Below are 17,986 nucleotides of genomic sequence, written 5' to 3'. Positions count from 1 at the left end.
CGAGCCGGCGGGCATTGCCCGCCGGGCTGCGGTTTAGCTAGTCAGCGGATTACGCTTGTTGGCGTCGATGTTGTACTTCTTCATCGCCTCGCCCACCAGCTTACGTTCGATATCGCCACGCTCGGCCAGCGCCCGCAGGGCGGCGACCACCACGAAGTAGCGGTCCACCTCGAAGAAGCTTCTCAGCTTCTCGCGGGTGTCCGAGCGGCCAAAGCCGTCGGTACCCAGCACGGTGTACTCGGTCGGCACCCAGGCGCGGACCTGATCGGCATAAAGCTTCATGTAGTCCGTCGAGGCGATGGCCGGGCCCTCGCGGCCCGCCAGGCACTTGGTGACGTGGGGCGTTTGCGCCTCACTCTCCGGGTTCAGGAAGGCTTCGCGATCAAGGGTTAGCGCTTCACGACGCAGCTCGTTGAAGCTGGTGACGCTCCAGATATCGGCGCCTACCTGCCAATCCTCGGTGAGAAGCTCCGCCGCGGCTTCGACCTCGCGCAAAATGGTGCCGGAACCGAGCAGCTGGACGCGGCCCTTGTCACCCTTGGTTTCGCGCAGCAGGTACATGCCTTTGACGATATCGTCGGCGGGCACGTCCTCGAGCTCCGGGTGCTCGTAGTTCTCGTTCATCACGGTCAGGTAGTAGAAGCAGTTCTCCTTATCGGTGAACATGCGCTTCAGACCGTCCTGAACGATCACCGCGATTTCGTGGCCATAGGTCGGGTCATAGCTTCTGCAGTTGGGGATGGTGGAGGCCTGGATCAGGCTGTGGCCATCCTGGTGTTGCAAGCCTTCGCCGTTGAGCGTGGTCCGCCCGGCGGTGCCGCCGACCATGAAGCCGCGCGCCTGCAAATCGCCTGCCGCCCAGGCCAAATCGCCAATGCGCTGGAAACCGAACATCGAGTAGTAGATGTAAAACGGCAACAGCGTGACGTGGTTGTTGCTGTAGGAGGTCGCGGCCGCCATCCAGGCCGACATCGCACCCGCCTCGGTAATGCCTTCCTCGAGAACCTGACCTTTCTGGTCCTCGCGGTAGTACATGATCTGGCCTTTATCCATCGGCTCGTACTTCTGCCCGGCCGCGGAGTAAATACCCAGCTGGCGGAACATGCCTTCCATGCCGAAGGTACGCGCCTCGTCCGGGATGATCGGCACGACGTACTTGCCAAGCTTCTTGTCCTTGACCAGGCCGTTGAGCACACGCACGAAGGACATGGTGGTCGACACTTCACGCCCGCGCGAACCGCCGAGCTGCGAGGCGAAGGTCTTGTCTTCGAGAGTGGGGATTTCCAGCGCCTCGAAGTCGCTCTGGCGACTCGGCAGGTAGCCGTTCAGGCGCTCGCGCTGCAGGTGCATGTACTTGAGCTCCGGGGAGTCCTCCTCGGGCTTGTAGTACGGCACTTCCTGCAGCTGCTCGTCAGAAAGCGGAATGCCGAAGCGGTCGCGGAATTTCTTCAGCGCCTCGTGCTCCATGCTCTTGACCTGGTGGGCCTCGTTGGCCGCTTCGCCGTCGCCGGCCCCCATGCCGTAGCCCTTGACGGTATGCGCCAGAATGACCGTCGGCTTGCCGTTTTGGGTATTCACCGCTTCGTGGTAGGCCGAGTAGACCTTGAACGGGTCGTGACCGCCGCGGTTGAGCTTCCAGATGTCTTCGTCAGAGAGATCCTTGACCATCTCTTCGGTTTCCGGGTATTTGCCGAAGAAGTGCTCGCGGGTGTAGGCGCCACCGTTGGCCTTGTAGTTCTGGTACTCGCCATCGACTGCTTCGTCCATGCGCTTTTGCAGAACGCCCTTGCTGTCCTTCTCGAACAGCGAGTCCCAATGGCGACCCCAAACGACCTTGATGACGTTCCAGTCGGCACCGCGGAATACGCCTTCGAGCTCGTCCATGACGCGGGAGTTGCCGCGCACCGGGCCGTCGAGGCGCTGCAGGTTGCAGTTGATGACAAAGATCAGGTTGTCGAGGTTCTCACGGCCCGCCAGGGAAATCGCGCCCAGCGATTCCGGCTCGTCGCACTCGCCGTCGCCCATGAAGCACCAGATCTTACGGTCGTGCATGTCCTTGAGCTCACGGTGATGCAGGTACTTCATCACGTGGGCCTGGTAGATGGCCTGGATCGGGCCAAGTCCCATGGAAACCGTGGGGAACTGCCAGTAGTCCGGCATTAGCCAGGGGTGCGGGTAGGACGAAAGACCGTCGCCGTCGACTTCCTGGCGGAAGCTGTCCATCTGATCCTCGGACAGCCGCCCTTCCAGGTAGGAACGCGCGTAGATACCCGGCGCCACGTGGCCCTGGATGTAGACCAGGTCGCCGGCGAAATCGTCCTTGGCCGCGCGGAAGAAGTGGTTGAAGCCCACATCATAAAGCGTGGCCGAGGACATGAAACTTGCAATGTGGCCGCCCAATCCCGGATTGGCCCGGTTGTTGCGAATGACCTGGGCGATCGCGTTGTAGCGAATCAGCGAGCGGATACGCCGCTCCATGAACAAGTCGCCTGGCATCTGCGCTTCGCGATGAACCGGAATCGTATTACGGTGCGGGGTCGTCACCGAGAAGGGCACCTTCATACCGTCCCGACGCATGCGATCCGCCAGGCGGGTCATCAGGTAGCGGGCGCGATCTTCGCCCTCACGATCCAGTACCGATTCCAGGGATTCCAGCCACTCCGTGGTTTCGACCGGATCGAGATCTTCTCTTGTCTCCAGACTCATAGAGGTCTCTCCGAATGACGATAAATGACAATACGCCCGCGACCCTTTTGGGGATGGGGCGGCTGCGACGTTGAGCCGCCAAGGCCGATAAAAGCCGAGCTTGCGTGTCTTGAACGTTTTTTTATTCTACATTCAACGAGCTACCCGATCAGGAAAACGCTCGAAAATGTAGGAAAGCTACATAGGGGCCGTAAAGGTTAGCCTTTTGTATATAGAAGATACCGCAAAGTCGCTATTCTGCCAATTCCAGCGCGATGGAAATTCCATCCAAAACAGTATATTGCACCGCAACATAGCGGTTTTGGAAGCTATTTCCAAACCCTCGACTGGCGCGAACTGTAGTCAAACTACCGTTTTATTTCCCGACGAATGAATGCGTTGGGCTTGTCAGGCGCCCTGCTCGCCTAACCAGGCCGCGATAACGGTGAATTCAGACATTGATGGTAGTAGGCCCAGTCAAAGCAGGGTCCTGGGTCCTCTTTACGAAGCGGGGCAATATGCGCGTGACCGGTAATGCGCGACGCATCGAGCGCCGGATAGCGCGCTATCAGCCACCGGGTCGCCGCGACCAGGCTTTTGTACTGGGCGCGGGTGAACGGACTCACGCCGTCGCCCTCGAGCTCGATACCCACGGAGAACTCGTTGAGCGCCTCGCGCGAATGCCCAAGGCGCGGGTCGAACCAGCGTGAGCGCCCGGCGTGCCAGGCGCGCCGGTCGGTATCGACAAACTGCACGCACTCGCCGTCGCGGCGAATCAACAGATGCGCAGAAACGCGAAGGTGGGCAATCGTTTCAAAAAACGGGTGGCGCTTCGCATCCAGGGTATTGGTAAACAGCGCCTCGATCGCCGGGCCGCCAAACTGGCCAGGCGGCAGGCTGATCGCGTGAATCACCAAAAGCGACACTTCACCGCCCGCGCGCTCGTCTGCATTGGGCGAGCTGGCCTGGCGCGCGCCAGCCCAGATGCCCCGGGTACCGGATTGGACCACGTCACCACTCTCCTCTAGGTTCGGGTAGTAAATTCACTATACTCTGCGCTATACCTACGCCTTGAGACCACACCGCCATGCATTATCAAAACGCTCTTGCCGAAGAGATCCGCGAAAGCGCCGCCCGCCTGCTGGCGGAGGACGTAGGCGCGGGGGACATCACCGCGCAGCTGATTCCCGAGCATCAGTGGGCGACCGCCCGGATCAGTGCGCATCAGAACGCGGTGCTTTGCGGCGTGGCCTGGGTCGACGAGATTTTTCGCCGCCTGGACAGCCGCGTTACGCTGCGCTGGGAAGCGGCGGATGGCGACGCCATTACGCCGGAGCACCATTTTTTGGAACTGGAGGGCCCGGCGGCCAGCCTGTTAACCGGCGAGCGCGCCGCGCTGAACCTTCTACAAACGTTGAGTGCGACGGCCACTACGACCCGTGCCTACGTTGACCTTCTACAGGGCACCTCGACCCGGCTGCTCGATACCCGCAAGACGCTGCCGGGACTGCGCATTGCCCAGAAGTACGCGGTGACCTGCGGCGGCGGGCACAACCACCGCCTGGGCCTTTGGGATGCCTTCCTGATCAAGGAGAGCCACATAACGGCCTGTGGCGGTCTTCAGGCCGCCGTGTCCCAGGCGCGCAAGCTTGCAAGCGATGTGCTCGTCGAGGTCGAAGTCGCCACCTTCGAGGCGCTCGACCAGGCACTGGCCGCCGGCGCCGATATCATCATGCTGGATAACTTCGAGCTCGAGGATCTTCACGTGGCGGTAGAAATCAACGGCGGCCGGGCGGTGTTAAAGGCCTCGGGCAAGGTGGACGCCAGCACGCTAAGAGCCATCGCCGAGACCGGGGTCGACACGATTTCGAGCGGCGCGCTGACCCAGGATATCGCCTCGATCGACCTTTCCATGCGGATCACCCAAACCTTTAGCGTTTAGCCCCCAAGCGTCAGGCGTTAGGTCTCGACGGCCTTGAGCGCCTTGCTCATGTGGTAGCGCTTGAGCCACTCGCCGCTGCGCTCCACCCACTGCTCGCCGTGGTTTTCAAAACCGCGGCGCTCGAGGCGCTCATAAAGCACCAGGCTCGCCTCGATCTCGACCCGCGTGATGCCCTGCTCGAGCAGCAGACGCTCGGCGTGGATCAGCAGCGTACTGCCGATCCCCCGCCCGGTAAGCGAAGGCCAAACGTAGAGGGTGACGATGCGCGCGTTTTGGCTATCGAGCTCCAAAAAGCCCACGCAGCGCCCGTCGCACACCGCCACCAGGGTAGTGTAAAAAGCGTGGCGCGCCGCCCAGGCGCTGGCCTCGCGGGGCAGCGCGTTGGCCCAGGCTTCGCGCTCACTCGTCGCGTAGTGGCTCGCCGCCCCCTGCATCACCGCGTGATAAAACACCTCCGCCTGATCCGAGGCGTCGCGCCCCAGGGCCTGGCGGTAGGTAATGCGCGCGGCCGGCTCTCGTGTTGTCGTCATGCACCACCTCTACGCAGGGTTCGGGGTTTGAAATATCAGGCCCCTCGGATTTTCCAGCCGCTCGGCGCAGGCGCCTTGCTGCTTTATACTGGGGCGCCTATCTCAGCACAAGGCCACGCGATGCACAACGCCCCGCCCTTTTCACTCGCGACCGTTGGGCTTATAGCGAGCGACTACCCGGACAAGTTCGGCATACCGCGCCAACCAGGGCTTGCCCCTGCGGCCAGGGCGACCCTCGAACTGCAGGCGCCCTATAACGACCCACTGGCGGTGCGTGGGCTCGAAACCTTTAGCCACCTGTGGCTGAGTTTCGTCTTTCACCAAAGCCCGACGCGCTGGACACCGCTGGTGCGCCCGCCAAGGCTTGGCGGCAATCAAAAGGTCGGGGTGTTCGCCAGCCGCAGCACCCATCGCCCCAACCGGCTAGGGCTTTCGCTGGTCAAACTGGTGGGCATCGAGCTCAAAAACGGCGTGCGTCTGCAACTGGAAGGGTGCGATCTGGTCAGCGGTACACCGGTCGTGGATATCAAACCTTACCTGCCCTGGGCGGAATCGGTGCCCGAGGCACAAGCGGGCTTCGCACCGCAAGCGCCTACGCTCAAGGCGGTCGCGTTCAGCGCCAAAGCGCTGGCCTTTTTGGAAAACCGCCCGGACCGAGCCTCGCTTTATGCGCTGATCGAGCAGGTGCTCAGCCAGGACCCGCGCCCCGCCTACCACACCGGCGGCGAGCGCGTGTACGGCCTGCGCCTGCGCGATGTGGAAGTGAAATTTTGCGCCGCCCAAAACAACGCCACCACCCTGGAGGTGGTGGCGGTCGAACCCGGCAGCGCCTAGCACTTAAGACTAGTTATTAAGATTAGCGCTTAGCCCGGAAAGGTAATGCCCAAGCGGCGGCCGACTTCTTCGTAGGCCTCGATCACGCCCCCGAGCCCCTGGCGGAAGCGGTCCTTGTCCATCTTCTCGCGGGTGTTGGCATCCCACAAACGGCAGCCGTCCGGGGAGAACTCGTCGCCGAGTACGACCTCGCCCTTGAACACGCCGAACTCGAGCTTGTAGTCCACCAGCAGCATGCCGCCCTCATGAAAGAGCTGCTTGAGCACCTGGTTGACCTTGTAGGTCAGCTTCTTCATCTGTAAAAGCTGCTCGGGGGTGGCCCAGCCGAAGGTCTCCGCTAATGATTCGTTGATCATCGGGTCGCCTTTCTCGTCGTTTTTCAAGAAAAGCTCGAAGGTGGGCGGCGTCAGCGCCTGCCCTTCCTCGATGCCCAGGCGCTTGACCAGACCGCCGGCGGCGACGTTGCGGATCACGCACTCGACCGGGATCATCTCCATTTTCTTGACCAGACTCTCGGTATCACCGAGCTGCTTTTCGAAATGGGTGGCAATCCCGGCCTCTTCCAAACGCTCCATGATGAAGGCGTTGAAGACGTTGTTGACCATCCCCTTGCGCGCCAGCGACTCCATCTTTTTGCCGTCAAAAGCGCTGGTGTCGTCGCGAAACTTAAGGACCAGCAGGTCCGGGTCGTCGGTGGTGTAGACCGACTTGGCTTTGCCAGCGTAGAGTTCGTCACGCTTTTCCATGGGGGCTCCGAATAATGTAGTTAAACGTTAGCGCAAGTAGCCGGTAACGCGCTCGAGAAGCTCGCGCTGATCACTGGCACTGAATTCGCGATCGCTTGCATTGATGGCGCGAAGTACGCTTTCGTTGCCCTGGGGCTCGAGCACCAGGCGAATGTTCTGGGTCATACGGCGAACGTCGTTACTAAAGACGACCTGAATCGGGTTGCGGCCCTCTTCCGAGGCGGTCATGTAGTTGACCAGAAATTCGTAGTTCTCCGGCGACTTTTCGATCAGTTCGCGGCGATTTTCGACGGTGAAATCCTGGGTCATGTAGTGGTCGAGCTCGGCCCATACACGCTCGGCATCTTGCGGAATGACCGCTTCCCAGTTGCCGTCTTGCTGGCGAATTTGCAAGCTGCGCTCTTTGGAAAGACGCTGCGCGTTCCAGGAGGAGGCGCTGGCCGTGGCGCTGCGCGCCCCCAGATACTCTTCCAGAGCGTCGAGGCAGCTGCTTGCCGCCTGGCCGTTTTGCTCGCAGCGCACTTCGCTACTGCCCGCGCGCAGCGCGCTTTGCAGCTCAAGCGTGGCCTGGGAGGTAACGATCACGCCCTGATTGGCATCGCTTTGCTGGATGCCCAGCCCACGGCTTTGCGCGAAGGCTTCAAGCTGAGGCCACACGGCGCCGGTATCGGCGGCGACGACCAGCCAGGCGCGGCTACCTACCTGGCGGCGCTCGACGTATTCGGGCTCCAGGCCACTGCCGATCGAAAGCGACGGCGGCGGCGCAACGTCGGCGGCGCTTTCGACCCGGCTGCCCTGAAGCGATGCCTGGGGGACCGGCATGGCATCGTTGTAGCGCTGGGCGTTACGGCTTTCCGGCAGCACCAGCGGTGAGGCCGGGGTTACGTCGGTGTAATCGAGGTTGCGATCGTCATAGAAGCCATCGCGTGCGCAGCCAGAAAGCGCCACCCCCATAACCAGTGCCAGCGGCATACATTTCAGCGCGGGTCTTTTAAGCACAGAGCTCATCAAGCCACCTTAAGTCAACAGTTCACTCGCCCGGCGTAGCCGGGCATCGGGGTCGGACGCCGTTACTCTTCGACGACGCCAGCCAACTGCAGCGCTTCACTAACAGTGGCGTGGTATTTTTGCGAAAGCCAGGTCAAGGGCAGCCGAATGCCCGCGTCCATGTAGCCCATGCGGTTGAGCGACCACTTGACGGGGATCGGGTTGGACTCGATCCCGAGATTCGTGTGAAGCGGCATCAAACGCGTATTGATCTGGTGCGCTTTCTCGCTATCGCCATTGACCGCCGCGCTGCAAAGCTCGTGCATGGCGTTGGGGACGACGTTGGCGGTCACCGAGATATCGCCGTGACCGCCCATCAGCATGAAGTCACAGGCGGTCGCGTCGTCACCGGAGTAGAGCATGAAGTCGCTGCCTTTGAGCCGTGCAATTAGATCTTCCGCGCGCTCAAGGTTCCCGGTGGCGTCCTTCAAACCGATGATATTGTCCACTTCGGCCAAACGCACCACGGTTTCGTTGTAAAGATCCGAGCAGGTGCGCCCCGGCACGTTGTACATGATGACCGGCAGTTTGCTGCCCTCGGCCACCGCCTTGAAGTGCTGGTACAGGCCTTCCTGGGTGGGCTTGTTGTAGTACGGGCAGACCGACAGGCAGTAGTCCGCGCCTACCTCGCTTGCATAACGGGCAAGCTCTACCGCTTCAGAAGTCGCGTTGGCACCGGTACCGGCGATGACCGGAATGCGCCCGTTCACTTCCTCCACCACGCTTCGAATCACATCGAAATGCTCGGCAAAGGACATCGTGGTGGGCTCGCCGGTCGTGCCCGCGGCGACGATGGCGTCGGTGCCGTTCTCGAGATGGAAGTTCACCAGACGACGTAACGCCTCCCAGTCGATATCGCCATTGACTTTCATTGGCGTCGCCAGGGCGACTATGCTGCCTGTGATCATCCGCTTATTCCTCACCAGGTAAGTGTAAATACGTCATATTAAACGATCGGCCCGCCTCGAAGCGCTCTAAAACGCCCTCTTCTTGCCGCCGACAGGCACATTCAAGAGCCAAATGGTACTCAGCGCACTCGAACCTGTACAGCGTAAAGCGCGCCAAGTTTTCACCTGACCGGGCAAGAGGTGCTCCCGCCGACTTTGACACAGAGAGCCCAGTTGCGTGTAATCGAGCGACACCCCTCGTAACAGGAGCTTTTCAATGGCCGTAGAAGTAGGCAAACCCGTTCCCGATTTCAGCGCCCCGGCGACCAGTGACACCACCGTAACGCTCTCGGATTACAAGGGCCAGCAGGTGGTCATTTACTTCTACCCCAAGGCGAGCACCCCCGGCTGTACCACCGAAGGCGGCGATTTTCGTGACCACAAGGAGGCGTTCGCAGCGGCCAACACGGTGGTGATCGGCGTCTCCCGAGACGGCATTCGCGCCCAGGAGAACTTCAAGGCCAAGCAGGCGTTCAACTTCGAGCTGATCTCCGATAAGGACGAAACGGTGTGTTCGCTTTTCGACGTCGTCAAGCTAAAAAAGATGTACGGCAAGGAGCACTTGGGGATCGAGCGCAGCACCTTCTTGATCGATAAAGACGGCGTACTGGCCAAGGAGTGGCGCGGTGTCAAGGTACCCGGCCACGTCGAAGAGGTGCTGGCCGAGGCCCAGGCCCTCGACCCGCAAAGCGCTTAACCCAAAGCGCCCGCCAGAGACTCTGGCGGGCGCTTGATGTGGCTTTTTAGCGCGGCTTCCGGGCTATAGCCTGCTTTCGTCCGTCACCATGATGCCAGGCTCCTCGGGCGCCTGCCGGGTATTGACGCGCCTGGGCCAGGCATAAACCAGCGCTTTTAAAAGCGTGGCCAGGGGGATCGCGAAGAAGATACCCCAAAAGCCCCAGATACCGCCAAAGAACAGCACGGCGACGATGATCGACACCGGGTGGATGTTGTTGGTTTCCGAGAACAGAATCGGCGAAAGCACGTTGCCATCCAGCGCCTGAATGATGGCGTAGGCGAGCAGCACGTAGGCGAACTGCTCGCCGATACCGAACTGAAAGCCCGCCACCGCGGCTACCGGCAGCGTGACCACGGCGGCGCCGATAAACGGCACCAGCACCGAAAAGCCGACCAGCACCGATAAAAGCGCGGTATAAGGCAGGCCAAACAGCGTGAAGGTGAAAAACGCCACCGTGCCCACGATGATGATCTCGATGGATTTACCGCGAATATAGTTGGCGATCTGGACATCCATTTCCCGCCAGATGCGCGTCAAAAGCGTACGCTTTTGCGGCAATAACGAAAGAATGAAGCCCACCAGCTTGTCGCGATCCTTGAGCATGAAGAGCACCAGAATCGGCACCAGCACCAGGTAGATGATGATCGACATCACGTTACCCAATGAGGCCAGCGACAGCGTCAGCGCCCGCTGGCCAAGCTGGCTGATCTCGCGGCTGGCCACGCCCACCCAGCTCTGCATCTGGTCCGGGGTGATCAGGTTGGGGTAGCGCGCCTGAAGATCGTCGAGCCACGCCTGGCTGCTGGCGAACATGCGCGGCGACTCCTGCACGAGCCCCACCAATTGATTCCAGATCAACGGCATCAAAATGAAGGCCAGGGTCAGCAGCACGCCGATAAACGCCAAAAAGACGATGATGACGGCCAACAGGTGCGGCACGCCGCGGCGGGTGAAAACGTTCACCACGCCCTGCAGCAAAAAGGCCAGCACCAGCGCGGTGAAAAACGGCGCCAGCATACGGCCAAACCAGATAATGGCGGCAAACCCGGCGATCAGCACCAACAGAAGCACCAGGGCTTCTTCGTCCGAGAAGTAGCGTTCCACCCAGCTTTTCAGGATGTTGCGCATGGTCATATAGGCGAACTCTCTGCTTTGCGTATCCAAAAATGGTACTTATCGTCGCGCTGTTCGCGCTTGATAAGCCGGTGAGCGCTCTGCTCGGTGAACGAGGTGATATCCCGCCATGACCCCTGATCGCTTGCGACGATTTCCAGAAGCTGGCCGCTTTCGAGCGCCGCCAGCCCCTGCTTTGCTTTCAAAAGCGGCAGCGGGCAGGCCAGGCCACAGGCGTCCACGAACGCGTCCGGCGCGGGGGCTTCGGGCGTGTTTTGATCCAACTCGTCATCACTGGCCATGGCGGCTCCCTTAAAATGCCTGGGCAAAGCTGGCATTGTGGCATAAACCTGGTTATCACTAAGCTTCGATTGCGTTTGATTTAACGGCACTTCCCCGCTCGAATCAATGTCACATCCACGTCCCCGCTTTTCCGAGCAGGTCTTACTAGAAGAGGATGCCATGCCGCACGTTCGTTTTCTGCCACGCTGGGCCCTGGCGTTTACGCTGGTACTGGCAAGCGTTCTTTTGCCCTCGCAAGGCCGAGCCTTCGACAACAGCCAACTGCCAAGCCTTGGCGGGGCCGCGCCCTCGGTCAGCCAGGAAGAGTTTCGCCTTGGCCGCGCCTGGCTCAGGCAGTTTCGCGCCCAGGCGCCGCAGTGGCAGGATCCGATCGTCAACGACTATCTGGAGAGCCTGGTGGCCCGGCTTGCGCCTTATAGCCAGTTGGGCACTTTGAACACCACTACGGTGATGGTGGATCACCGCGCGCTCAACGCCTTTGCGGTACCCGGTGGCGTGGTGGGAATCAATTCGGGGCTATTTGCCTTTGCCGACGATGAAGGCGCTTTCGTCTCGGTACTTGCCCACGAGCTTGGCCACCTGTCTCAGCGCCACTACGCCCGCGGCTCCGAACGCGCGGGGCAAACCCAGCTACCCGCCATGGCAGGAATGCTGGCCGGCATTCTGATCGCCGCTAGCGGCGGCGGCGATGCGGGTATCGCCGCGGCCATGGGTTCCCAGGCCGCGGTGATTCAGGACCAGCTCTCCTACTCGCGGCGCTTCGAGCAAGAGGCGGACCGAATCGGTCTACAGGCCATGGCCGACGCCGGTTATGAACCGGAAGCGATGGTGCGCATGTTCTCCTCCATGCAGCGCATGGCGCGCCTGCAAGGCGGCACACCGCCGGAGTTTTTGCTGACCCACCCGGTATCGGACAGCCGCCTGAGCGACGCCCAGGCCCGGGTGGCCCAGCTCACCGTGGCCGACAGCTACCAAAGCGACACCCTCTACGACATGATGCGCGCCCGGGCGCTTTTGAGCATTTACGCCAATACCCCAAGCCAGGCGACCACGCGCCTTGAACAAGGCGGTGCCGAGGAGCCCGCGCAGCGCTACCTGGCGGCGTTGATCGACGCCCGCCGCGGCCAGGTGGACACCGCCCTGCAGCGCCTCGATCAGCTCGCCGCCGAGTATCCGGACTACGCCATGATCCCCGCCTCCGCCGCCGAGGTGGCCTTACAGGCCAACCGCATCGACGAGGCGATCACGCGTAGCGAGCGCTGGCTGCGCTTTATGCCCAACTACCTGCCCATCCAATTGCTGCTTGCCGAGGCGCAGCTTCAGCGCGACCCCCAGGCGGCGTTTTCGCTGCTTAGGCGCGTGACCGAGCGCTATCCGGAAAATCCGCAGGGCTTCAACCTTTTGAGCACCGCCGCCGGGCGTAGCGGCCATAATGGCTGGGGGCACCTGGCCCAGGCCGAGTATCTTCAGCTGACCGGCCGGGTGGACCGGGGCATTCAGCAACTCGCGATTGCCAAAAACGTGGCCCAGCAGGAAAACGAGCCTTCTTTGGTGGCGTTGATCGATCAGCGTCGGGAAGCCTTTTTGGAGTACCGTGAGGCGCTCTCGTCGTTCAACTAACCCACTGCCGGCCCGGCGAACGGGCACACAACAAAACGCCCCTGGCAGATAACTGCCAGGGGCGCTGAATTTGGTGGGTCGTGCAGGATTCGAACCTGCGACCAATTGATTAAAAGTCAACTGCTCTACCAACTGAGCTAACGACCCAAACTGCCAAAGGCACGATGTGCGCTATAGGGCAAGGCGTTCGATACTTCTATTGAGACTTTTAAAAGTACTGATACTTTCAAAAGGGCCAGCGCAGAATAAATGCCTTTGCGCCGGTGGTGGGTCGTGCAGGATTCGAACCTGCGACCAATTGATTAAAAGTCAACTGCTCTACCAACTGAGCTAACGACCCCCTCGAACGGATGCATATAGTACGGATACCCCGACGCTTTCGCAAGTACTTTTTACACTTTACCGATCATTAATCGCCACTTGCACTCTATTGACCCAACAGGAGCCAACCCATATGCGCCGGCCTTAGCCACGCTTGGGCTTGGGCTTACGCATCGCCTGCACCGGGCGGCGCTTGTGCTTGTCGCGGCTCCAGCGGTTTTTCTCGTCCGGGGTGAGCTCGGGTACCTTGCGCGCTTCGAGCTGGGCAAGCGTTGCCAGGTCGTCGATTTCGTCCTGGTTGAGTTCGATCCACTCGCCGGCCTTGGCGCGCTTGTCCAAAAAGATATTGCCGTAGCGCACGCGCTTCAAACGGCTCACGGTCAGGCTCTGGGACTCCCACAGACGACGCACCTCGCGGTTACGGCCTTCCATGATCACCACGTGAAACCAGGTGTTGATGCCTTCGCCGCCGAACTCCTGCACGTCGGTAAAGCGCGCCGGGCCGTCTTCGAGCATCACGCCGTCGACCATTGCCTTGATGTTCTCTTGCTTGACCTCGCCCATCACGCGTACCGCGTACTCACGCTCGACCTGGGTCGAGGGGTGCATCAAGCGGTTGGCAAGCTCGCCGTCGGTGGTGAACAGCAAAAGCCCGCTGGTGTTGATATCCAGCCGGCCAATCGCGATCCAGCGCTCGCCCTTGAGCCGCGGCAGGCGCTCGAAGACCGTACGTCGACCTTCCGGGTCCTTGCGCGTGCAAAGCTCGCCTTCGGGCTTGTTGTACATCAAAACGCGCCGGGGCACTTCGGATTCGGGGCGCAGCGAGACCGGGCGGTCGTCGAGGCTGACCTTATCGCGCTCTTCGACCCGGTCGCCAAGCTTGGCAACGTGGCCGTTGACCTTGACGCGGCCGTCACTGATCACGTTTTCCATTTCCCGGCGCGAGCCAAAGCCTGCGCGGGCCAGCACTTTTTGCAGCTTTTCGCTGCCGGGGGGTGGGGTTTGGTTATTCTGGCTCATGGTCGTCGGACCTCTTTTTCTCTGTCGTCGTGGGCTCGTCACGCTTTTGTGCCGCACGCGCCGCTAGCCGTGCCTCTAAATCGGCGAAGCTAAGCGGCGGGGTTAACGCCGTCTCGGCGTGGTGTGGGGTGAGAGCGCTCGTATCCTGAGCGCTCTCACCCGTACTGGGTGGCGCATCCTGCACGGTTTCCGGCGCCTCGTCCAGAGACTCGGACGTTTTTTCTGGCGCAGGCTTTTCGCTATCCGGTTCGCTCGAATCCAGCGGTGCGTTTTCCTGCTCGGCCGGGGCGCTGGCGTCATCGCCGATGGCAAGCTCTTCCTGCTGGGCCTCTTCCTGCCGGGCTTCTTCCTGATGGACCAGGGCGTGCATCGGCGGCAGCGCGTCCAGGGTCTTCAAACCGAAGTCGTCGAGAAAGCTGCGGGTGGTGGCGTAGACCGCCGGGCGGCCCGGCACGTCGCGGTGGCCGACCACGCGGATCCAGCCGCGCTCCATGAGCGTGCGCATGATCGAGCTCGACACGCTCACCCCGCGCACCTCTTCGATATCGCCGCGGGTGACCGGCTGGCGGTAGGCGATCAGCGCCAGCGTCTCTAAAAGCGCTCGGGAGTATCGCTGGGGGCGTTCATCCCAAAGCCTGGACACCCACCGGGAAAGCCGCGGGCGAATGCGCAGCTGAAAGCCCGAGGCGGTTTCGACCAGCTCCAGGGCGCCGGCTTCGTGGCGCTCACCCAGGCGGCCGAGCGCCTCGCGTAGCGCCCGGGGGCCCGGGCTTTCACCTTCCATAAAGAGCGTTTCGAGGCGCTCGACGGACAGCGGCTCGCCGGCCGCCAAAAGCCCCGCTTCGATGATTTCGTCGAGGGTGGTGGTGGTCACGATGGATCCTCTTCAAAAGCGTCTTGGGCGTCATCGCCTGGCTCGAAGGCGGTATTTTCCTGCGCGTCGGTCAGCGCCGCCTGGCGGGCGCGAACGTGAATGGGCGAAAGTGGCGCGTTCTGCACGATATCGATCATGGCCTCCTTGGCAAGCTCCAGAATCGCCATGAAGGTGACCACCACGCCGCCGCGCCCCTCCTCCAGAGTGAACAACGCCTCGAAAGGCGTATAGCGCCCTTGCGCGGCGTCCTCTCCCAGAATTTCCATGATTTTCAGCATGCGCTCGCGGGTGGAGAGCACCTCGCGGCCGATCTGGTGGCTTTGGGTCAGCTCCGCGCGTTTCAGAATATGAGTGAGCGCGCCCAACAGCTCGTCGAGTTCGACGTCCGGGTGAATGACCCGGGTTTCGATCGGCGGCAGCCCCGCCTGCACGCTGAACCAGTCGCGGCCCACCCGGGGCAGGGTATCGAGGGTTTCGGCGGCCTCCTTGAGCCGCTCGTACTCCTGTAGGCGACGGATCAGCTCGGCGCGCGGGTCCTCCTCTTCCTCGCCCTCCTCCTTGGGCGGGCGCGGCAGCAGCGTACGCGACTTGATCTCGGCAAGCATGGCGGCCATCAACAGATACTCTCCGGCAAGCTCGATCTGCATCGCCTTCATCAGCTCCACGTACTCGATGTACTGGTGAGTAATGGTCGCCACGTTGACGGTCAGAATATCCAGATTCTGGCGGCGGATAAGATAGAGCAGCAGATCAAGCGGCCCCTCGAAGGCCTCGAGAAACACCTTGAGCGCCTCGGGGGGAATATAGAGATCCTCGGGCATCCGGGTGATCGGCTCGTCGAAGAGCCGACCAAGCGCCTCCACCATCGGTTCATCGACGGGAGACTCTTCAGCAGAATGCTCGCTGCCGGGCTCTAGCGTTTCGCTCACGCGAGTAGGCCTGCCGGGTAGAGGGGCGATCGCATGGATAGTCGTATAGACGGTTGCATGGATAGTCGTAGGGACGGTTGCATGGAGAGATTCATGGACATGCGCACAGTGTAACAGCGCGCGGGCTAAGGGGCATCGCCACCGGCGTCGGCGGCCTTGCGAAAGCGCCCCTGATAGTCGAACAGCTTCTCACGAATCTGCCAGTGGCGGCCCACCTTGCGCCCCACCACGAAATCCGGGCGGCGCAGCCGAGAGGCATCGCCCGCGACCTCCTCGGCGGTGGTGGGTTTCCACTCGATGCCCGGCGCGCGCAGATGCTCGCGCAGAAAGCGCTGGTAAAAAGCGTAGCGCTGCCCGGCGGTTTCGAGTGCGAACCACTCGCTCAAACTCGCCCCGTCCTCATCATGGTAGGTGACCTTCAAGCGCGGCAGCCCCCGGCCGTTGGTGGTCGCCTCGACCTGCATGCCGCTGACTCTTAGCACCTTGGCATCCTTGAGCTTCAGCGCATCCTTGAGTTTGTCGTCGGCGTCGACCAGCAGCGTCTGGCAGCCATTGCAGCGCCTGGCGGCAATGTCGTTCTCGGCGCCGCACTGCTCGCACACCTTGAAGCGAAAGCGAAAATCGCACTGTTGGCGTCGGCCCTGGTCGTCCTCGATGAGCCCCTGGCAGCGTCGTCCAAAGTGCTCGATGACCAGCTCGCCGTCGCGCTTGCCCCAAAAGAGATTGGCGTGCTCACAGGCCGGGCAAATCACCTGCACCGGCTCGCTGTCGCTATCGGGTTTGGGCTCACCGACCTCCGGGGCGTACAGGTTCCAGGGGTTGCCGGCGTAGTCGAGCACCAGGCAATCCTCCTTGCCCGGTGAAAGGCGAAGCCCCCGCCCGACGATCTGCTGATAAAGACTCACCGACTCGGTAGGCCGCAAAATCGCGATCACATCGACGTGAGGGGCGTCGAAACCGGTGGTCAGCACCGAGACATTGACCAGGTACTTGAGCGCGCGCGCCTTGAACGCCGCGATCAGCCGCTCGCGCTCCTGGGCCGGGGTGGCGCCGGTGATCAGTGCAGCCTGCTGTGCCGGAAGGTAACTTGCGACCTCCTCGGCGTGGGCAACGGTGGCGGCGAAAATCATCACGCCCTGGCGCGTCTCGGCGCGCTCGACGATCTGAGCCACGATCCCCGGCGTCGCCCGACTGCCCGCCACCACCTCGTTGAGCGCTTTTTCGGGAAACAGGCCGTTTTGCGCCGGCGCGAGCGCCGAGAAGTCATAACCCGCAACGGCCATATCCAGGCGCTCCGGCGGGGTCAGGTAATGCTGTTTGACCATTAGGCGAAGCGGCTGCTCGAACACGCAGTCGGTGAAAAAGCACGCCTCACTGCCGCGCACCATGCCGTGGTAGTGGCGATGGTAGATAAACCCCTGACCCAGCCGGTAGGGCGTGGCGGTCAAGCCTAGAATCTTGAGGTTTGGGTTCTGGCGCTGAAGATGGTCGATCACCTGACGGTAGCTCGACTCCTTCTCCAGCGAGACCCGGTGGCACTCGTCGATCACCAGCAGCGTGAAGTTTTCATCAACGAAGGATTCGAGGTTGCGCACCACCGACTGCACCGAGCCAAACACCACCTGGCGGCTCGCCTCTTTGCGCGAAAGCCCCGCGCTGAAGATATCCGCCTCGAGCCCGTAGGCCTGGTACTTGGCGTGATTTTGTTCGACCAGCTCGCGCACGTGGGCGAGCACCAGCACCCGCCCCCGGGCAAGCCTTGCAAGTTCGGCAATCACCAGGGATTTACCGCTGCCGGTGGGCAGCACCACCACGCCCGGATCGCTTGTCCCGCGAAAATGTTCGATGACCCGCTCTACCGCCTGGCGCTGATAACCACGCAGTGTAGGAAGGGTCGATGCCGCGTTTTCAACCAATTAGTTAGCCTGCTATTGAACTTTTGGCCAGGATGTGAATCACACCATCAGGGAGACAGGGATAACATTTTTTAATTTCTTGCGGATGTAAGACGTCATGAAGGAGTATGCCATGTCTACCAACCACTTTAGCGCCGATTGCCCCTCCTGCGGTAGCCGGTTGAAACGCTTGCCCGCCACCCGCCGCAACACGGTCCACGTTTACTGTATGGACTGCGGTCACGACTTTGGCCGCTACGAAGCGATGGTCGAACGCTATCAAAAGAGCCTGAGTCATCTCGAAGACGAGCTGGGCATTGCGGCTGTCGACCGGCGCCAACACGCCCCATCCCGGCCGCTTGAATAGATGAGTGCAACAGGTTGACCGCTATTATGAACCGCCACGACAAAGCGGTGACAGGAACGCATCCTGTCACCGCT

General features: G+C 61.5%; 17 protein-coding genes and 2 tRNA genes. 5 read left to right on the top strand and 14 right to left on the bottom strand.

What is annotated here, in order from left to right; all coding sequences use genetic code 11:
* Positions 1–33: 33 nt before the first annotated feature.
* A complete protein-coding gene (gene aceE / locus ACWHXT_RS03140) occupies positions 34–2,706 on the bottom strand; it encodes a pyruvate dehydrogenase (acetyl-transferring), homodimeric type (RefSeq protein WP_447928031.1) in 2,673 nt (890 codons plus the stop codon).
* 404 nt (positions 2,707–3,110) lie between these two features.
* The gene (ampD, locus tag ACWHXT_RS03135) at positions 3,111–3,695 is read right to left on the bottom strand and encodes a 1,6-anhydro-N-acetylmuramyl-L-alanine amidase AmpD (protein ID WP_447957201.1); all 585 of its coding nucleotides are present in this window, start codon (positions 3,693–3,695) and stop codon (positions 3,111–3,113) included.
* 77 nt (positions 3,696–3,772) lie between these two features.
* On the opposite strand from ampD, the gene nadC reads away from it, so the two are divergent.
* Complete coding sequence (gene nadC, locus ACWHXT_RS03130; protein ID WP_447957200.1) at positions 3,773–4,627, top strand: carboxylating nicotinate-nucleotide diphosphorylase; 855 nt, start codon at positions 3,773–3,775, stop codon at positions 4,625–4,627.
* A 17-nt stretch (positions 4,628–4,644) separates the two neighbouring features.
* Here nadC and ACWHXT_RS03125 read toward each other — a convergent pair whose 3' ends face one another.
* Positions 4,645–5,157 (bottom strand): N-acetyltransferase family protein, encoded by a 513-nt coding sequence (locus tag ACWHXT_RS03125; protein ID WP_447527810.1) that lies wholly within the window; start codon positions 5,155–5,157, stop codon positions 4,645–4,647.
* Between the two features lie 120 nt (positions 5,158–5,277).
* Here ACWHXT_RS03125 and tsaA point away from each other — a divergent pair, with 120 nt between their 5' ends.
* The gene (gene tsaA / locus ACWHXT_RS03120; RefSeq protein ID WP_447957199.1) at positions 5,278–5,991 is read left to right on the top strand and encodes a tRNA (N6-threonylcarbamoyladenosine(37)-N6)-methyltransferase TrmO; all 714 of its coding nucleotides are present in this window, start codon (positions 5,278–5,280) and stop codon (positions 5,989–5,991) included.
* 29 nt (positions 5,992–6,020) lie between these two features.
* Here tsaA and purC read toward each other — a convergent pair whose 3' ends face one another.
* The 3 genes from purC to dapA form a co-directional block, all read right to left on the bottom strand.
* Positions 6,021–6,737 (bottom strand): phosphoribosylaminoimidazolesuccinocarboxamide synthase, encoded by a 717-nt coding sequence (gene purC, locus ACWHXT_RS03115; protein ID WP_447928027.1) that lies wholly within the window; start codon positions 6,735–6,737, stop codon positions 6,021–6,023.
* Positions 6,738–6,764: 27 nt separating this feature from the next.
* The gene (locus ACWHXT_RS03110) at positions 6,765–7,745 is read right to left on the bottom strand and encodes a lipoprotein, NlpB (protein WP_447957198.1); all 981 of its coding nucleotides are present in this window, start codon (positions 7,743–7,745) and stop codon (positions 6,765–6,767) included.
* A gap of 62 nt (positions 7,746–7,807) precedes the next feature.
* The gene (gene dapA, locus ACWHXT_RS03105) at positions 7,808–8,692 is read right to left on the bottom strand and encodes a 4-hydroxy-tetrahydrodipicolinate synthase (RefSeq protein ID WP_447957197.1); all 885 of its coding nucleotides are present in this window, start codon (positions 8,690–8,692) and stop codon (positions 7,808–7,810) included.
* Between the two features lie 256 nt (positions 8,693–8,948).
* On the opposite strand from dapA, the gene ACWHXT_RS03100 reads away from it, so the two are divergent.
* Positions 8,949–9,428 carry a peroxiredoxin gene (locus tag ACWHXT_RS03100; RefSeq protein WP_447928024.1) on the top strand — a complete coding sequence of 160 codons (480 nt, stop codon included), beginning with the start codon at positions 8,949–8,951 and terminating at the stop codon, positions 9,426–9,428.
* A 63-nt stretch (positions 9,429–9,491) separates the two neighbouring features.
* On the opposite strand, the gene ACWHXT_RS03095 is transcribed toward ACWHXT_RS03100, so the two are convergent.
* Both ACWHXT_RS03095 and ACWHXT_RS03090 read right to left on the bottom strand, forming a co-directional pair.
* On the bottom strand, positions 9,492–10,604 hold the full coding sequence (locus ACWHXT_RS03095; protein ID WP_447928023.1) for an AI-2E family transporter: 1,113 nt from the start codon (positions 10,602–10,604) through the stop codon (positions 9,492–9,494).
* On the bottom strand, positions 10,601–10,885 hold the full coding sequence (locus tag ACWHXT_RS03090) for a sulfurtransferase TusA family protein (RefSeq protein WP_447527803.1): 285 nt from the start codon (positions 10,883–10,885) through the stop codon (positions 10,601–10,603). The genes ACWHXT_RS03095 and ACWHXT_RS03090 overlap by 4 nt, the downstream gene beginning before the upstream one ends.
* Positions 10,886–11,045: 160 nt before the next feature.
* On the opposite strand from ACWHXT_RS03090, the gene ACWHXT_RS03085 reads away from it, so the two are divergent.
* Entirely contained in the window at positions 11,046–12,506 is a 1,461-nt protein-coding gene (locus tag ACWHXT_RS03085) for a M48 family metalloprotease (protein WP_447957196.1), read from the top strand.
* Positions 12,507–12,577: 71 nt separating this feature from the next.
* Here the strand turns inward: ACWHXT_RS03085 and ACWHXT_RS03080 are convergent.
* From ACWHXT_RS03080 to ACWHXT_RS03055, 6 genes are all read right to left on the bottom strand, one after another.
* Positions 12,578–12,653, bottom strand: a tRNA-Lys gene (locus ACWHXT_RS03080).
* A 117-nt stretch (positions 12,654–12,770) separates the two neighbouring features.
* A tRNA-Lys gene (locus ACWHXT_RS03075) sits at positions 12,771–12,846 on the bottom strand.
* A gap of 125 nt (positions 12,847–12,971) precedes the next feature.
* Positions 12,972–13,847 (bottom strand): 23S rRNA pseudouridine(2605) synthase RluB, encoded by an 876-nt coding sequence (rluB, locus tag ACWHXT_RS03070; protein WP_447928020.1) that lies wholly within the window; start codon positions 13,845–13,847, stop codon positions 12,972–12,974.
* Positions 13,834–14,721, bottom strand: coding sequence for an SMC-Scp complex subunit ScpB (gene scpB / locus ACWHXT_RS03065; RefSeq protein WP_447928019.1), 888 nt, complete (start codon positions 14,719–14,721; stop codon positions 13,834–13,836). The genes rluB and scpB overlap by 14 nt, the downstream gene beginning before the upstream one ends.
* Positions 14,718–15,587 carry a segregation and condensation protein A gene (locus ACWHXT_RS03060; protein WP_447929113.1) on the bottom strand — a complete coding sequence of 290 codons (870 nt, stop codon included), beginning with the start codon at positions 15,585–15,587 and terminating at the stop codon, positions 14,718–14,720. Before ACWHXT_RS03060 ends, scpB begins: the two co-directional genes overlap by 4 nt.
* Before the next feature lie 188 nt (positions 15,588–15,775).
* The gene (locus tag ACWHXT_RS03055; protein WP_447957195.1) at positions 15,776–17,566 is read right to left on the bottom strand and encodes a DEAD/DEAH box helicase; all 1,791 of its coding nucleotides are present in this window, start codon (positions 17,564–17,566) and stop codon (positions 15,776–15,778) included.
* 112 nt (positions 17,567–17,678) lie between these two features.
* Between ACWHXT_RS03055 and ACWHXT_RS03050 the strand changes: the two genes are divergently transcribed.
* Positions 17,679–17,912: a hypothetical protein gene (locus tag ACWHXT_RS03050; RefSeq protein ID WP_447957194.1), complete on the top strand. Its 234-nt coding sequence runs from the start codon at positions 17,679–17,681 to the stop codon at positions 17,910–17,912.
* Positions 17,913–17,986 lie beyond the last annotated feature (74 nt).

This window comes from Vreelandella halophytica (assembly GCF_968193635.1).
Note: the sequence above shows the minus strand (reverse complement) of the source record. Positions and strands in the feature narration are given on the sequence as shown.

Bases quoted from the DNA above. Each gene is read 5' to 3' on its own strand.
- ACWHXT_RS03125 (WP_447527810.1), bottom strand. From the start codon at position 5,157: ATGACGACAACACGAGAGCCGGCCGCGCGCATTACCTACCGCCAGGCC.
- ACWHXT_RS03110 (WP_447957198.1), bottom strand. From the start codon at position 7,745: ATGAGCTCTGTGCTTAAAAGACCCGCGCTGAAATGTATGCCGCTGGCA.
- aceE (WP_447928031.1), bottom strand. From the start codon at position 2,706: ATGAGTCTGGAGACAAGAGAAGATCTCGATCCGGTCGAAACCACGGAG.
- ACWHXT_RS03085 (WP_447957196.1), top strand. From the start codon at position 11,046: ATGCCGCACGTTCGTTTTCTGCCACGCTGGGCCCTGGCGTTTACGCTG.
- tsaA (WP_447957199.1), top strand. From the start codon at position 5,278: ATGCACAACGCCCCGCCCTTTTCACTCGCGACCGTTGGGCTTATAGCG.
- ACWHXT_RS03050 (WP_447957194.1), top strand. From the start codon at position 17,679: ATGTCTACCAACCACTTTAGCGCCGATTGCCCCTCCTGCGGTAGCCGG.
- ACWHXT_RS03095 (WP_447928023.1), bottom strand. From the start codon at position 10,604: ATGACCATGCGCAACATCCTGAAAAGCTGGGTGGAACGCTACTTCTCG.
- rluB (WP_447928020.1), bottom strand. From the start codon at position 13,847: ATGAGCCAGAATAACCAAACCCCACCCCCCGGCAGCGAAAAGCTGCAA.
- nadC (WP_447957200.1), top strand. From the start codon at position 3,773: ATGCATTATCAAAACGCTCTTGCCGAAGAGATCCGCGAAAGCGCCGCC.
- purC (WP_447928027.1), bottom strand. From the start codon at position 6,737: ATGGAAAAGCGTGACGAACTCTACGCTGGCAAAGCCAAGTCGGTCTAC.
- ACWHXT_RS03060 (WP_447929113.1), bottom strand. From the start codon at position 15,587: ATGGTGGAGGCGCTTGGTCGGCTCTTCGACGAGCCGATCACCCGGATG.
- dapA (WP_447957197.1), bottom strand. From the start codon at position 8,692: ATGATCACAGGCAGCATAGTCGCCCTGGCGACGCCAATGAAAGTCAAT.
- ACWHXT_RS03100 (WP_447928024.1), top strand. From the start codon at position 8,949: ATGGCCGTAGAAGTAGGCAAACCCGTTCCCGATTTCAGCGCCCCGGCG.
- ACWHXT_RS03090 (WP_447527803.1), bottom strand. From the start codon at position 10,885: ATGGCCAGTGATGACGAGTTGGATCAAAACACGCCCGAAGCCCCCGCG.